The organism is Pseudenhygromyxa sp. WMMC2535, from assembly GCF_011083025.2.
In genome coordinates this window covers 6,782,925-6,797,153 of sequence record NZ_JABJWV010000001.1, presented here as the reverse complement: position 1 = coordinate 6,797,153, position 14,229 = coordinate 6,782,925, and the positions used below count along the sequence as shown (strand labels likewise).

The window sequence follows — 14,229 nt, the reverse complement described above, 5'->3', positions numbered from 1 at the left end:
ACCCCGCAATTCTCGCCGAAGGTCGACACCAGCGGGCTTCGGGAGCGACAATCTCCGCCATGGCGCGCGAGCCGAGCACACGCCGAGATGCATTCTCGCGCGCCCTACGTGTCCTGCTGCCCTTCGATCTCGGCCTCAGCGCGGCCATCGTCGTGGTCTGGTGGGTCGTCGGCCTCGTCGACCCGCTCCCAGGGGTGCTGCTCGCGACGCTGCGCGTCCTCGCGTGGTTCTCGGGCCTGCGCGTGAAGCTCGGCCCGGTCATCGACATCCAGCGTCGGCCCGAGGGCCGCAGCGACGCCGAGCTGCTCGCCGCCGACGCGGCCTTGCAGCGCGTCTTCGCCATGGCCGCGCTGACCTTCAGCGCGAGCTGGATCGCCGTCGATCTGCTGTGGGTCCTGCTCGCCAAGCTCGGCCACGGGCCGCGCTACGGCGACGCAGAGCTGGCGACCGCGCTGTTCTTCATCGTCGCGACCGCGGGGCTGCACACCCTCGTCACCTTGGTCCTCTCGCACGCGCTGATCCCCAGCCAGCGCTTCATCAGCGCCAAGCTCTACGCGCGCGGGGTGAGCTTCGATCGTCCCAAGCGCAAGGGCACCGCCCCCCTGGTCGCGGCGGCGACCTGGATGATGATCGGCGGCATGCTCGCGATCGGCGGCGGCGCGACGCTGTGGAACGCCCAGACCCAGCGCGAGCTGACGGCCGTGTTCCTGCGCGGCCAGGCCGAGCGCGAGGCGACCTACCTCGCCATCGGCGCGCACACGAGCGCGCGCAGCGACGAGGCCTTCGCCGGCGATCTCGAGATCACCACGACCGAGGTCCTGCCCCCCACCCTCACCGGCGACGGGGTCCCCGTGCGCGCGAACGGGACGCGGACCTACATGGACATCGAGCGCCGGCAGATCATCGCGGCGACCCCCGTCGGCGACGGCCGCTGGGTGATCGCCAGCGGCCGCCCGGACGAGCAGCTGCGGCTCTTCCTCGGCTTCGCGCTGCTCTTGCTGACCATCGCCTTGCCGCTCTTCTCCGTCGGCCTGCACCTGTTCGCGCGCTCGATCTCCGCGCCCCTCAGCCGCCTCGCCGAGGCCGCCGAGCGCTTCGTGGAGCACGGTGAGCTCAACGCCCTCGAGCGCTTCGTCCCGATCCACGACGACGAGCTCGGCCGCCTCGCGTCCAGCTTCAACGCCATGCTCGACACCCTCGAGCAGCTGACCACGGCCGCCTCCGCCGTGTCCGCCGGCGATCTCCGCGTCACCCTCGAGCGCCCCGGGGTGCTCCACGACGCCTTCCGCGGCATGGTCGCGCGGCTCAACGAGATCGTCGCTCGCATGCGCGAGACCTCGCTCGAGGTCGCCGCGGCGGCCGCCGAGATCGACGCCCTGACCCAGGAGCAGGAGGCCGCGGCCCAGACCCAGTCGGCCAACATCCAGGGCCTCGCCAGCGACGTGCTGTCTTTGGCGAGCTCGGCCCAGCAAATCTCGAGCGCGGCCCAGGGCGTGCAAAACAACGCCGACCGCGCCGTGAACACGACAAACGCCACGGCCGAGGTCATCGCCCAGCTGCGCGCCCACGCGACCAACGTCGGCGAGCTCCTGCGGCTGATCGACGAGATCGCCGAGCGCAGCGATCTGCTCGCGCTCAATGGCTCGCTCGAGGCCATCCGCGCCGGCGAGGCTGGCCGCGGCTTCGCCCTCGTCGCCGCCGAGATGCGCCGCCTGGCCGAGCGGGTCACCGGCACCGTCGAGGACGTGCGCGCCCGGGTCGACGACATCGAGCGCTCCGGCGTCGCGACAGTGATCGCTACCGAGGGCAGCCGCGAGCTCGCCAACCTGACCGCCGCGGCCTCTCGCGAGATCACCGCGGCGATCGAGGAGCAGAGCGCCAACACCGAGCAGGCCTCGCACCGCGTCCAGTCCGTGGCCGATCAGGTCGTCAAGGCGACCATGGCCATGTCACAGACGCGCACGGCCGCGGCCGGCCTGCGCGAGCACGCGGCCGAGCTCGAGCGCTTGATGGCGACCTTCGAGCTGCGCGAGCACCCCAACGCGGACAACTCCCGCGACGCGGCCAAGCTCGAGCAGCGCTGAAGATCGAACTTTGGGAGCCCACGGCCGGCGTCAGGGCGTCAGGGCGCCTCGAGGTCGCCTCGGCGCACCAGGGCCGTGGCCACGAGCGCGCAGAGCATCAACATCGCCCCGGCCGGGACCACGAGGATCGGCGGGCCGGGGTCCGTGGGCCCGTGCAAGAGCCCCCCGGCGATGAAGCCCAGGCCGACGAGCAGGGCGCCGAGCAGCGCCGCCAGGCGGATCCGTCGCGCCCAGGTGTCCGGCGTCGCCAGGCGCTCCAGGCCCCAGGCCAGGGCGAGGTTGAGCAGGCCGAGGATGCCCCCGTGCGCGTGGCCGAGGCGGAGGAACTCGCGGCGCAGGGAATCGTCGATCCAGCCCGTCGCGCGCAGGCCGATCATCGCCTCGAGCCACAGGCCGCTGGCCAGGAAGAGCGCGACGACCACGAAGGCGGCCCGCAGGTGGCGCTCGGCGTCCATGGCCGCGTTATACCCGACCCCGCGCGCACGAGCTCACTCGCCGATCCAGATCTCGAGGCCGACGCGCTGGTCGACGAGGGCCTCGCGCCGCGGCTCGAGGGCCTCGAGCTGCAGCTCTCGGGTCGTCGGCAGGGCCGCGCGCACCCGGGCGATGGCTTCGACCCTGACATCGATGGGCCCGAGGTAGTCGAAGTCGGCCAGGGCCTCCGCCAGGGCCGCCCGCGAGCGAGGCGACTCGAGCGAGCCGGCGAGGCGGCCGAGGCCGCGCCAGGCGAACCAGCGCACCGAGGGGTACTCGTCCTCGAGGGCCTCGGCCAGCCACAGCATGCGCGCGTCCAGGGAGCCCGACGCGCCCTCGGCCGCCAGGGCGTGGGCTGCGAGGTTGCGCTGGATCGGGTCGCCGCCCAGGAGATCCAAGAGCACCTGCGAAGAGAGCCCGAGCTCCCCCTCCGGCTCGGGTCGACGCGAGCCCTCGCTCCCGCGCAGGCCCAGCGCGGCCATGGCCTCGGCGGCCCACGCCCGGCTGCTGTCCACGTGGCACTGCGTACAGGCGTCGGGCTGATCGTGGCGGCCGAGCAGCGCCCCGGGGTCCGGGCTCGTGATCCGGTGGCTGGCCATGCCCTCGAGCAGGCCGTAGGTGATCGCCGGCATGTGGCAGTCGACGCAGTCGACCGCGGGCGCGGCGAGCCTGTGCCCGCCGTGGCCGCCCTCGCGCTCGGCCCCGCCGAGCTCGCCGACGCCGTGACAGTCGACGCAGGCCCCCTCCCCGGTCCTCCCCGCCCGCGGCTGCCCGTCGGGCTCGTCGCCGTGCATGTCGTGGCAGTGGTTGCAGCCCAGGCCGCCCTCGCGGCCTTCGTCCCAGCAAGGGGAGAGCAGCAGGCCCTGGTACTCGTAGGCCGACAGCCGCGGCGTGCCGTCGGGCCAAAAGCGAGGCGCGAAGGGCTGGGCGTCCGCGGCCCCGTCGAGGCCCGCGACCCCGGGGATCGTGGTCTCGGCGAAGATCGGACGCGAGACCTCGGCGAGGGCGTCGCCGGGGACGAAGCCGTCGCCGTGGGCGAGGATCCCCGCGATATCCCGGCCCACGCGCTGCCCGTGACAGCGGCCACAGATCGCGCTCTCCCGCGCCGGGGCGAGGTCGCCGGGATCGGTGATCGAGCCGTCCTCACCGCGCGCGAGCAGCCGGCGGAAAACGTTCTGGTGGCGGGCGACGTGGGCCGTGGCCGGGCCGTGGCAGGCCTCGCAGCCGATGCCGAGCTCGCCGACCTCGCTGGCGAAGGCGGCCGCGTCCACACGTCCCGGCGAGGGCTCGGTGTTGTGGCAAAACAGGCAGTTGTCGTTCCAGCGGCTCAGGTGGCGCTCGTAGTCGGCCAGCGATCCCTGCTCGCCCTCGGGTTCGACGAAGGCCCCGTTCATGTGGATCCACCGGCCCTCCTCGCGGTGCCAGGCCACCGGCAGGCGCCACAGCTCCCCGGGCCCGCCGCCGCGATCGAGGTAGGCCACATACTGCTGGTAGCGGTGGCTGCCCACGGTCAACGCGACCTCGGCCGTGAGCACCGCCTCGCCCTCCCGCGTCCCTCGCCCTTCCCCGCCCCCGTCCTCGCCCCCGCCCCCGTCCTCGCCCCCACTCCCGTCCTCGCCCCCACTCCCGTCCTCGCCCCCACTCCCGTCCTCGCCCCCACTCCCGTCCTCGCCCCCACTCCCGTCCTCGCCCTCGAGGCGCACGACCCGGATCCGCATGACCCCCTCGGGGCTGCGATCCATGGTCGCGCGAAAGCCCAGGTAGTCGAGCTGCTCGCCGGCGAAGGGCGCGAGCACGACGGGCTGCGCCCCCGGGGCATCCGCTCGCGTGGCGATCGCCAGCGGCCCCGCGGCCGCGGGATCGGGCCGCTGCGTCATCGTCCGGTGCCAGCTACGCTGCCAGCTGCGGTGCTGATCCGGGTGGCAGGCCAGGCACCCGTCCGAGCCCGCGACCGGGTCACCGTGGCGCTCGACCGGCGCCCAGGCGCGCTCGTCGGTAGCCGTCCACACCAGACCTGCGCCAGCCGCCACCGTCCAGGCCAGCGCCGGACCAAAGAGCAGCGCGCTCGCCCCGATCGCCGCCCGCATCGCGCCTCACTCGACGCAGCGGACCAAGACCTCTTGGTCGTAGAGGCGGATCGAGGCCGCGGTCCCGTCTAGGGGCAGCGGCACCGGGACGCCCGGCGTCAGGCTGCGGCCCTGAAAGACCGTCCCGTTTTGGCTGTGCAGATCCGCCAGCCACAGCTGCCCGCGGTGGGAGTAGATGCACGCGTGCAGGCGGCTGAGGCGGCGCGAGGACACCTGGAATTGGCTGGCCTCGTGGCGCCCCAAGACGATCGGCCCGCGCGAGACCACGAAGCGCTCGGTCTTGTCTTCGCGGGTCGCCGTGAGCTCGACCGCCGGCAGCGGGAGCAGCGGGAACAAGGGCTCGGGCTTGGGCGGCGGCGACCACAGGCGATCGGCCATCGCCGCCTGGCGGAAGGCCTCGGACTGCTCGCGGGAGCTCGAGAAGCGCGCGCGCGGATCCTTGGCCATGGCCTTTTGCATGAACGCGTCGACGTGCAGCGCCGACGCGAACTCGCGCTGGCTGCCGTGGAGCGTGGCCTCGTCCTCGCCGGCCTCGACCACCGTGGGGATGCGCAGCGGCGGGACCGGGGCGTTCATGTGCAGGTGCAGGAGGTCCGGCAAGCTGCGCCCGTTGAAGGGCGGGCGCCCGCACAGCAGCTCGTAGGCGACGACAGCGAGGGCGTAGCGATCGGTGGCCGGGCCGACGTGCTTGGTGTCGCGGAACTGCTCGGGGCTCATGTAGTGGGGCGTGCCGAACACCGAGCCGGTGGTCGTGGCCGCCTCCTCCGAGAGCCACTTGGCGATGCCGAGATCGATGATCACCGGCTCCCACCCGTCGGGGCGGTTGCGCAGCAGCACGTTGTCGGGCTTGAGGTCGCGGTGGAGCACGCCCTCGCCGTGGAGCTCGTCGAGGCAGTTGCCGACCCCCTCCATCAAGCGGTGCACGGCCCAGCCGTCACCGGGACGGATCACCGACGAGGGCAGGAGGCCGTCGACGAACTCCATCGCCATCCACGTGCGCCCGTAGTCGTCGACGTTCCAGGTCTCCACGCGGATCAGGCCGTTGGCCCGCATGCCGAGCATCAAGTCGGCCTCGCGCGTGAAACGAATCGCCGCCTCGCTGTCCTCGTGGACCTCGGCGCGCAGCCACTTGACCACGACCAGTCGCCGCTCGAACACGTCGACGCACAGATGCACGTCTCCGACCGCCCCCTCGCCCAGGGGCCGTATGCGCTTGTGCGGGCAGTCGACCATCGTTTGCATGCTATCGCGCGTCCGGCCCTGGCGCGACCGCGACGGCCGCGCGACCATCCCCCACGTGAGCGGGGTCCGACTGCGACGCGCAGGGATCTGCGTGGCCATCAGCGCGGCCGCGATCGCCTGCCTGCTCGCCGTGGTCGCGCTGATCGACTGGCGCTACCCGATCGCCGGCGATGCCCATTACCTTTTTGCGGCCGCTCGAAGCCTGGCCTTCGACGGCGACCTCGACCTGAGTAACCAGTACAGGGTGATGGGTGACCGCTGGGGACTCGGTCGGGATCCGGCCGCCGACGGCTGGCGCCTCCCGCCGCGGGAGCTCGGCCCGAGCCTGCTGATGGTCCCCGGCCTGTGGCTCCACCACGGCCTCGGGCTGGATCCACGCTGGGAGCCCGCCTGCGCCTGCCTGCTCGCCGCCGCCAGCATCGGGCCAAGCTGGCTGGCCTGCGTCCGCGTCGTCGAGCGCAGCGGCGCCAGCAGGCCAGCCCTCGCCGAACTCGTGGCCGCGGCCACCCTCTTCGCCTTCGTCGTCCCCTACTACGCCCTCGGTCGCGCCGGCTACGCTCACGCCCCAGACGCGCTGGCCTGTGCATGGCTGAGCGCGGCCTGCTTCGCCGAGCGCGACGGCCCTGGCGCGGAGCTCACTGCGAGCCGCGTCGGCCCCCTGCTCACCTGTGCGGTGCTCATGCGCCTACAAAACCTGCTGTGGCTGCTGTGGCCGGTGGCCGAGCTGCTCGCGGCCCTGCGCCGACCCACGAGCGCGCGCCCCAGCCGGGCGGCCCGGCGTCTGGGGATCCTCTGCGCCTTCGCCTGCCTGGGCCTCGCCCCTCAGATCTGGCTGGCCTGGGCCCACCCCGGCAGCGTCCGCGGGGCCGTGCGCTGGGACCTGGGCTTCTTCGACCTCGGCGAGCTCCACCTCGATCTCCTGCGCGTGCTCTTTGGCGTCCACGGGCTGATCAGCTGGACAGGGATCGCCGGGCTCGCCCTGCTCGGCCTCGCCTGGGCGGCCTGGCGTGGCGACCTCCGGGCCCGCCGCGGCGCCCTCGTGTTCGCGGCGATGATCCTGCTGATGGCCTGTGTCCGCGACGTCGACGGCGGCGACGCCTTTGGTGCGCGGCGCCTCGCCGGGATGGTCGGCCTGCTCGCCGCCGGCCTCGCGGCCTACCTCGAGCCGCTGCGATCGCGCCGGCCGGCCGCGATCGTCTTCGCCCTGGCCGTGGCGGTGGCGACCCTCGTCAACCTCGGGCGCAGCGTCCACGCCCTCGTCGAGCCCAGCTCCCTGCGCGCCGGGCCAGAGTAACGAGCCGTCAGCGCGTGCCGATCGTCCTGGCGATCTCCTGGATGAACCAGGCCCAGCCCTGGAAGCCCAAAAAGGGGCTGTCGTGGATGGCGTGGCAAAAGAAATTGGGGAAGCCAAAGTGCAGCCGCCCGATCTTCTCTCGCTCGCTACCCTGCCAAGGGTCGGTGTCCTTGGGCACCGGCAGCTCGTGACCGCCAATGATCAGGTCGAGGCCGAGCGAGGCGCAGATCCCCTCGAGCTGTCGCCTGACGACGCTCTGCCCGGGCGCGAAGAGCACCGGCGGCGTCGGTGGGTAGTCGCTGTCGAGGCGAACGCCGTACTCGGGGCGCAGGGCCGGGGCGCTGAGGTGCAGCGGCCGCATGCCGAGCTCGCCGAGGCCCTCGAGCAGCCCGTCGAAGAGGGTCGGATCGCCCGAGAAGGCGACCCGCTTCCGCGCCAGGAAGCTGGGGATCAGCCACTCGAAGCGCGGCACGATCGCCCGAAGCTCGCGCTCGATCACCGCCCGGGCGGCCCGCTCGCGGCCGCTCGCCTCGCCCAGCGCCATCAACATCCGCGCCGTCGCCTGCAGGCCAAAGGGCTGCTCGACCTCGATCACCGTGGCCCCGCTCCGCCGCGCCAGGAGCCGCGCCGCGTCGACGCCGTGGGGGAGCGCGAGCAGATAGCGGGCGGTCAGCGCCCGGCGCAGGTGGGCCAGCGGCCGATCGCTGAGCCAGGTCGAGACCGGCCGCAGGCCCACGTCCGCGACCAGACGCTCGAGCTCGGCGACGTTGCCGAGGTGGTCGGCCTCCGTGCGGTCCATGAGCAGCCCGATGATCGCGACCTCGTCCTCGACCAGGCCCTCGGCTTCGGGCGGCGGCGCCAGGCGGCGGGCCAGGGTCGAGAGCACCTCGGCGTAGCCGCCGAGCCAGTCGGACTCGAGCGAGCGGCTCGGGACCTCGTAGATCGGCAGCGGGAGCTCGCCCTCGACGCTGGCGATGAGCGCGTCGTACTGCGTGCCGATGATCTGCACGTGCGGCATGCTGCAGACCAGGGCGAGCTCGGCCTCGGGCAGCTGCGCGACACGGCGCAGGCGCTTGACCACGGCCTCGCCCTCGGACTTGATGACCTCGCCCGAGTGCATCAGCGTCGACACGACCCGGTGCCGCCCGCCTGCGTCGAGCAGGGTCGAGCGCAGATCGTGGCGACCGTGGATCCACTCGGCCTTGCGATAGATGCAGTCCGGGCCGTCGATGACGACGAAGCAGCCGGGGATGGCGTTGACCGCCATGAACAGCCCGAGCTGGTAGGGGAAGCGGTAGGGAAGATCGAAGCGGTCCTCCCGGCGCGGCTCGAAGAGCGCCGGATCCAGGCCGAGCGCGTGCAAGTTGGCGAGCTCCGTGAGCGCGCGGGCGTCCCCGCGCGAGCGTCCACCGTCGATCATCGCGCCCCCCGATCGCCGGCCTCGAGGAAGGCCGAGCCCAAAAAGCGCGCGTAGCTGCGATAGAAAGGCAGCTCGACGGCGTCGAGCATGGCCTCGAGGCTGTTCAGCGCGCCGCGGGGGCCCATGTTCAGCGCGCGCATGGAGAAGGTGTTGCAGCCCTTGCGCGTCAGCCGGCGGTCGTAGTGCATCTCCGAGTACCAGGCCGCGACCTCGCCCGCCCCGAGCAGGGCGTCGAGCTCGTCGACGTCCCGATACCAGCGGATCCGCAGCTCGTCGTAGCGCTCCTCCGGCGGCGGCTTGGAGCGCGTGCCGGCGTAGGCCAGCACGTCGACGCCAAAGCCCATCTCACCGAGGATCTCGAGCAGCGGCACCCCCAGGCTGCGGCGGGCGCTGAGCACCGAGCGCCAGTGGGCGTGCTCGATCACGAAGCCCACGCGAATCCGCCTGGCCCGGGCCTGGAGCGCGGACCAGCGCTCGCGCAGGCCGGCCTCGACCGGCTCGAGCACCTCGGCCATCTGCGCGCCCCGGCCGAGCGCCCGCGCGATCGTCATCAACCACCGCCGGCTGCCCTCGAGGCCGAAGGGCGCAGGCGGGCGCACGCGACGAGCTGGGACCAGGCGCTCGCCGATCCGCGCCATCGGGACCTCGTAGCGCTCCCAGGGATACTCGACCAGCAGCCCGGCGCGGCACAGCTGGTCGATGCTGTCTTCGTCCATCTCTGGGAGCACCGTGGCGAGCACCGAGATCCCCGCGGCCTCGAGCAGCGCGACCAGCTCGTCGCGGCCGATGAAGGCCGGCATGCCCATGAGCACGACCCCGGTCGCGTCGAGGGGGCGGCTGCTCGAGATCTCCCGGCCCGCGAAGCCCTCGCCCAGGGCCTTTGCGCTCGGATCGTTGTGCTGGCCCACGGCCAACACGGGCAGGCGCAGCTTGCCGCGGGTGCGCGCGGCCGAGGCCTCGAGATCGTCGCCCGTGACCTCGGGCAGGCAGCCGCCCTGGACGACGACCGAGTCCGGGCGCTCGCTCTCGGGCAGCTCGGCGAGCAGCTCGAGGGCCTCGTCGACGAGCCTGTCGGCCCCCTTGATCACGTCGACGTCGCCGATGTCGGTGAACAGCATCCGCGCCCGCCCCTCGACGTGCGCGACCCTGTCTTCGTCCGCGCAGGCCGGCGTATTGAAGAACGAGGGCAGCCAGTCCTCGCTGATCGGCGCGTGGAAGAAGCACTCGATATCCGTGTGATCGACGATCGCGACCTTGCCCTGGCGCGCGCTGCATGTCCCGCGGTAGAGCTCCGTGCCCTCGAAGAAGCGCCGCCAGCCCGAAGCGGGCGCGAAGGCGTAGAAGAGCGACTCTTGGTAGTCGTTGGCCAGCATGTGCTCGTCGCCGGCCTCGGGGCGGATCTGATCGAGGATCTGCTCGAAGGGCACGCCGTCGTAGCGCGCCATGAAGCGCGCCAGCGCCCTGGCGATCACCGGGTCGAGGGCCTTGCCGCGGTAGCTCGCGGTGAAGCTCTTGCCCTCGCGCCAGGCCGGGACCCCGGGCGGGCCGAGCACCCCGCAGGCCAAGCTGCCGCGCTCGTCGACCTCCGCGACGAACTCGACGGTCCCGTCGTCCGTGCGCTTGAGGCTGCGCAGCTTGCCGACCAGGCCAAAGGCCTGCTCGAAGCGGCGCGTGGCCTCGACGCCCGCGGCCAGGCCGGGCCGAGACAGGCGGACCTCGTGCTGCTCGTAGACCGACTCGGGGTTGCTCGGCAGCTCTCCGCGCAGCTCGGCGAAGAGCGCCTCGGTCCGCGGGTCTCGACCTTGGCCAGCGCCTCGATCCGCGTCTCGACCCACGTCATGGTCCGCGCCTGCGGGGCCGCGCCCCTGCCCCGCCCCGCGCCCACGAGCCCCGCGCTCGCTGCCCTCGCCCGGGTGCTGCCCGCCGCGCTTTGCCTGCGCCGATGGCTGCGGCCCGTCCCTGCCCTGCTCCTGCCCCCCACCCTTGCCGTTGCGAGCCAAGGACGCGGGCGAGACCAGAGCCACCGGCGCGAGCACGGCGTCGGCCTGACGCTGCTCGGCCTCGAGCTCGGCCGCCGCGGCCGCCTCTCGCTCGCCGCGAAAGCGCGCCCGCGCGGCGACGTGAAACTCCTGCTCGCTCATCGGCGTGGGCAAGGGACGATCGTCGACCCGCTCGTCGAAGAGCTGCTCGGCGAGGCCCTGCAGCGCGCGGGAGATCGGGGCGCCGGGGAAGGCCTCGACCACGGTCGTGCGCGCGAACTCGGCCTCGCGGATCAGCGGGTCGCGGGGGATCCACGCCAGCACCTGGGTGTTCAAGCGCGCGGCGAAGCGCTCGACGACCTGGCGATCGGCCTGCGGATCCTTGAGGTTGACGACCAGCCCGGCCAAGGCGATGCCGTTTTGCGCGTAGTGGACCACGGCTCGGGCGATGTTGTTGGCCGCGTAGAGGGCCATCAGCTCCTCGGAGGTGACGATCACCACCTTCTCGCCGATCCCCCGACGCAGCGGCGCCGCGAACCCGCCGCAGACCACGTCGCCGAGCACGTCGTAGAGCGCGATGTCGTAGCGCGCCTCGTCGAGCAGGCCGGCCTCACCGAAGATCTCGAGCATCCGCGTGATGCCTCGACCGCCGCAGCCGACCCCCGCCGCCGGGCCACCCGCCTCGACGCAGTCGACCCCCAAGGGGGAGCGCACCACGATGTCCTCGGCGGCCACGCCCCGGACCCGCTCGATGCGATCGACCACGGGGTCGACCAGCTTGCCGCGGAGCAGCGCGGCCGTGGAGTCGTGCTTGGGGTCGCAGCCCACATGCAAGACCCGCTTGCCGGCGGCCGCGAGGCTCGCAGAGATGCCGCAGGAGATCGTCGACTTTCCGATACCCCCCTTACCAAAGATGACTACGCGCTCCAAAACGCGAAGACTATACAGCTAGGTCAAGGCGATTCGGTGATTGTTTTCATTCACCGAATGCCATCAGTGCACGATGCAGAAGTCTAGCCAGGGTTCGACTGGACCCCGACCGAACGCATCCGCCCCGAGCCCACGCCCGGCCGCTCTCGCTGGCCCTTGGACATCAGCTGGACCTCGCTGACATACCAGTCACCCCACTCCAGGCGCATCTGAACGGCGACCTTGCGGCCGCCACCAATGTCCACGGCGGCGACGGCCTGGGGCGCATAGAGGCCGGGGATCAGCTCGACGTCCTCGACCTCGGCGCGGACGCCCGCGAGCGACTCGATGGTGTCGACCAGGACCATGGAGCGCGCCACGTCCAGGCTGTGGACGCGCTGGTAGGCGACCATCAGCGCGTCGTAGCGCTCGAGCTCGCCGAACCACCGCGCCGCGAGGTAGGAGCTGCCGACGGCGAAGAAGAAGGTCTCGACCGCGTCCTCGGACATGGTCCCCTCGACCCCGAGCTCTCGCATGAATTCCCGGCTGCCCGTGTGGGCAACCATGCGCTCGAACTTGGGGAAGGGATCGACCCGCTCGCCGGCGGCGTCGCGCACGAGCTCGTCGATCGCCGCCAAGAAGCCCTGGAGGATCGAGTGCTCGGTGCTGCGCTCGAGCAGGACCTCGACGGTGCGCCCGCGGACCTCGCGGGCGAGGCTGGGCGAGGTCAGCCGGCGCAGCTCCTCGTCGGAGCCGGTGCCCAGGGCGGCGAGGTAGCTGCGCACGCGGTCCTCCGCGCGGGCGCGCTGGTTGACGTCGCTGTCGAGGCGCGGGCGCTCCTCGAGCATGCGCGCGGCCTCGGAGATCGGGATGGCAAAGCCGCCCTTTTGGCCGCGCCAGGTCCAGGTGACCACCCCCACCGCTCGCCCCCAGCGATCGAGGACCGGGCCGCCGCTCTGGCCGCGCTCGACCTGGGCCGTGACGCCCAGGTAGGGGCCGGGCCCCATCGAGGGGTTGTAGACCTCGAGGCGCTCGACTCGGCCGAGGTGGGCGAGCAAGCCGGGATCTTCGTCGAGCTCGGCGGCCTCGGCCGGGTCGACCTGGCGCTCGAGCAGGACCACGTCGTCGCGCTCCGCCACGTAGTCGCTCACCGGCACCCGCTGCCCCGTGGCCAGCTCGATGTGCGGGAGCGGCTCGTCGCTGCGGATGTGCAGCAGCGCGAGGTCGCGGACGGGGTCGATGTAGACGACGTCGACGCTGGTGTACTCGGGGGCCGAGTCCAGCCCGGGGAAGCTGACCATCTCGACGTGGTCGGCGTCCTCGATCACGTGGCGGTTGGTGATCATGTAGCCATGGGGATCGACCACGAAGCCCAGGCCACGACCCTCGTTGGTCACCACCACGCCGACCGCGCCGGCGGAACGCTCGGCGACCTTGGCGGGGTCGAAGGCCCGCCCGCGGGCGCCCTCGACGACGTGAACTCCCCCGAGATCGCGCGCGGTGCCGCAGCCCGAGGCGGCGCCCGCCGTCAGCGCCAGCGCAGCCATCCCGACCAAGGTTCGGGCGAGTCGAAGAGCCCCTGAAGCCACCGCAATGCAGCTTACGCCCAAGCGGGTCCGGCTGCCACCACTTCGGCGACGCGGGTCGCCCTGCACGAAAACGCCACCATTTCCTGGGTTCGGCACAATTTTTGATGCGCACTTCGGGCGGTGCAAGGCGATCAAACATGTCAACGTTAGCGGGCCCGTGCAGGTCGAACTCAAAGACGTCGGCAAGACCTATGACGGCGACAGCTGGGCCGTCCGCAACCTGGACCTCACCATCCCCAGCGGCAGCATCTATGGGCTGATCGGCCCAAACGGCGCCGGCAAGTCGACGACCCTGCGGATGATGGCGACCACCATGTCCCCGACCGAGGGCGCGGTCCGCCTCGACGGCGAGGACTTCAGCCAAGACCCGCTCGCCGCCCGCAGGCGCATCGGCTTCCTGGGCGACGGCAACCCGCTCTACAAGCAGATGAGCCCGGCCGAGTACCTGCGCATGTTCGGCCAGTGCCACCGCATGCCCGCCGCGGCGCTCGAGCAGGCCATCGACGAGACCATCGAGACCTTCGACCTGGTCGGCAAGCGCGACACCGAGTGCGGCGCCCTGTCCAAGGGCATGCGCCAGCGCGTGCTCATCGCCCGCTGCCTGCTCCACAAGCCGGGGCTGCTGATCCTCGACGAGCCCGCCGACGGCCTCGACCCCCGGGGGCGCAGCGACCTGCGGCGGATCATCGAGCGGATCCGAGCCACGGGCGTGACCGTCGTGATCTCCTCCCACATCCTACGCGAGCTCGACGACCTGTGCGACGAGGTGGCGATCATCCAGCGCGGCAAGCTGGTCGTCGCCGGCCCCGTCGAGGGCATCATCGACAGCCACGAGGTCAGCCGCTACGTCTACGAGCTGCGTTTGCACTCGGGCTTCGACCAGGCCCTCGCGCTCTTGGCCCACAAGCCCGCGCTGATCGAGCACAGCGACGCCAGCTTGCAACAGATCCGACTCCAGGTCCGCGGCGGCGAGGCGCTCATGGCCGAGATCCTCGCCGAGCTCGTCACCGCCGGCGTCCGCCCCGTGACCTGTAGCCGCGTGCGCTCGCGCCTCGAGGACGTGTACGATCGCATCTCCGAGGACCAGGTCAACTGAGCCCCCGCAGCTCCCGCCCTGAGCCCCCGCAGCCCCCGCCCTGAGCCTGAACCTT

At 72.3% G+C, this 14,229-nt stretch carries 9 protein-coding genes; 3 read left to right on the top strand and 6 right to left on the bottom strand.

Annotation, left to right across the window (positions count from 1 at the left end; translation table 11 throughout):
* Nucleotides 1–59: 59 nt before the first annotated feature.
* Nucleotides 60–2,084, top strand: a complete 2,025-nt coding sequence (locus tag G6O69_RS26375) for a methyl-accepting chemotaxis protein (protein WP_172306268.1) — start codon at nucleotides 60–62, stop codon at nucleotides 2,082–2,084.
* 38 nt (nucleotides 2,085–2,122) lie between these two features.
* Here G6O69_RS26375 and G6O69_RS26370 read toward each other — a convergent pair whose 3' ends face one another.
* The 3 genes from G6O69_RS26370 to G6O69_RS26360 are packed head-to-tail and all read right to left on the bottom strand — an operon-like array spanning nucleotide 2,123 to nucleotide 5,878.
* Nucleotides 2,123–2,539 carry a hypothetical protein gene (locus G6O69_RS26370; RefSeq protein ID WP_172306267.1) on the bottom strand — a complete coding sequence of 139 codons (417 nt, stop codon included), beginning with the start codon at nucleotides 2,537–2,539 and terminating at the stop codon, nucleotides 2,123–2,125.
* A 33-nt stretch (nucleotides 2,540–2,572) separates the two neighbouring features.
* The gene (locus G6O69_RS26365) at nucleotides 2,573–4,645 is read right to left on the bottom strand and encodes an ammonia-forming cytochrome c nitrite reductase subunit c552 (protein WP_172306266.1); all 2,073 of its coding nucleotides are present in this window, start codon (nucleotides 4,643–4,645) and stop codon (nucleotides 2,573–2,575) included.
* A 6-nt stretch (nucleotides 4,646–4,651) separates the two neighbouring features.
* Entirely contained in the window at nucleotides 4,652–5,878 is a 1,227-nt protein-coding gene (locus tag G6O69_RS26360; protein ID WP_172306265.1) for an FHA domain-containing serine/threonine-protein kinase, read from the bottom strand.
* Between the two features lie 7 nt (nucleotides 5,879–5,885).
* Here G6O69_RS26360 and G6O69_RS26355 point away from each other — a divergent pair, with 7 nt between their 5' ends.
* Nucleotides 5,886–7,181, top strand: coding sequence for a hypothetical protein (locus G6O69_RS26355; RefSeq protein ID WP_172306264.1), 1,296 nt, complete (start codon nucleotides 5,886–5,888; stop codon nucleotides 7,179–7,181).
* Nucleotides 7,182–7,188: 7 nt separating this feature from the next.
* On the opposite strand, the gene G6O69_RS26350 is transcribed toward G6O69_RS26355, so the two are convergent.
* The 3 genes from G6O69_RS26350 to G6O69_RS26340 all read right to left on the bottom strand — a co-directional run bounded on the left by G6O69_RS26350 (nucleotide 7,189) and on the right by G6O69_RS26340 (nucleotide 13,036).
* Nucleotides 7,189–8,601, bottom strand: a complete 1,413-nt coding sequence (locus tag G6O69_RS26350) for a nitrogenase component 1 (RefSeq protein WP_172306263.1) — start codon at nucleotides 8,599–8,601, stop codon at nucleotides 7,189–7,191.
* Nucleotides 8,598–11,510: a nitrogenase component 1 gene (locus G6O69_RS26345; protein ID WP_172306262.1), complete on the bottom strand. Its 2,913-nt coding sequence runs from the start codon at nucleotides 11,508–11,510 to the stop codon at nucleotides 8,598–8,600. The genes G6O69_RS26350 and G6O69_RS26345 overlap by 4 nt, the downstream gene beginning before the upstream one ends.
* Nucleotides 11,511–11,593: 83 nt before the next feature.
* A complete protein-coding gene (locus tag G6O69_RS26340) occupies nucleotides 11,594–13,036 on the bottom strand; it encodes a trypsin-like peptidase domain-containing protein (protein ID WP_172306261.1) in 1,443 nt (480 codons plus the stop codon).
* A gap of 199 nt (nucleotides 13,037–13,235) precedes the next feature.
* On the opposite strand from G6O69_RS26340, the gene G6O69_RS26335 reads away from it, so the two are divergent.
* A complete protein-coding gene (locus G6O69_RS26335) occupies nucleotides 13,236–14,174 on the top strand; it encodes an ABC transporter ATP-binding protein (protein WP_172306260.1) in 939 nt (312 codons plus the stop codon).
* Nucleotides 14,175–14,229 lie beyond the last annotated feature (55 nt).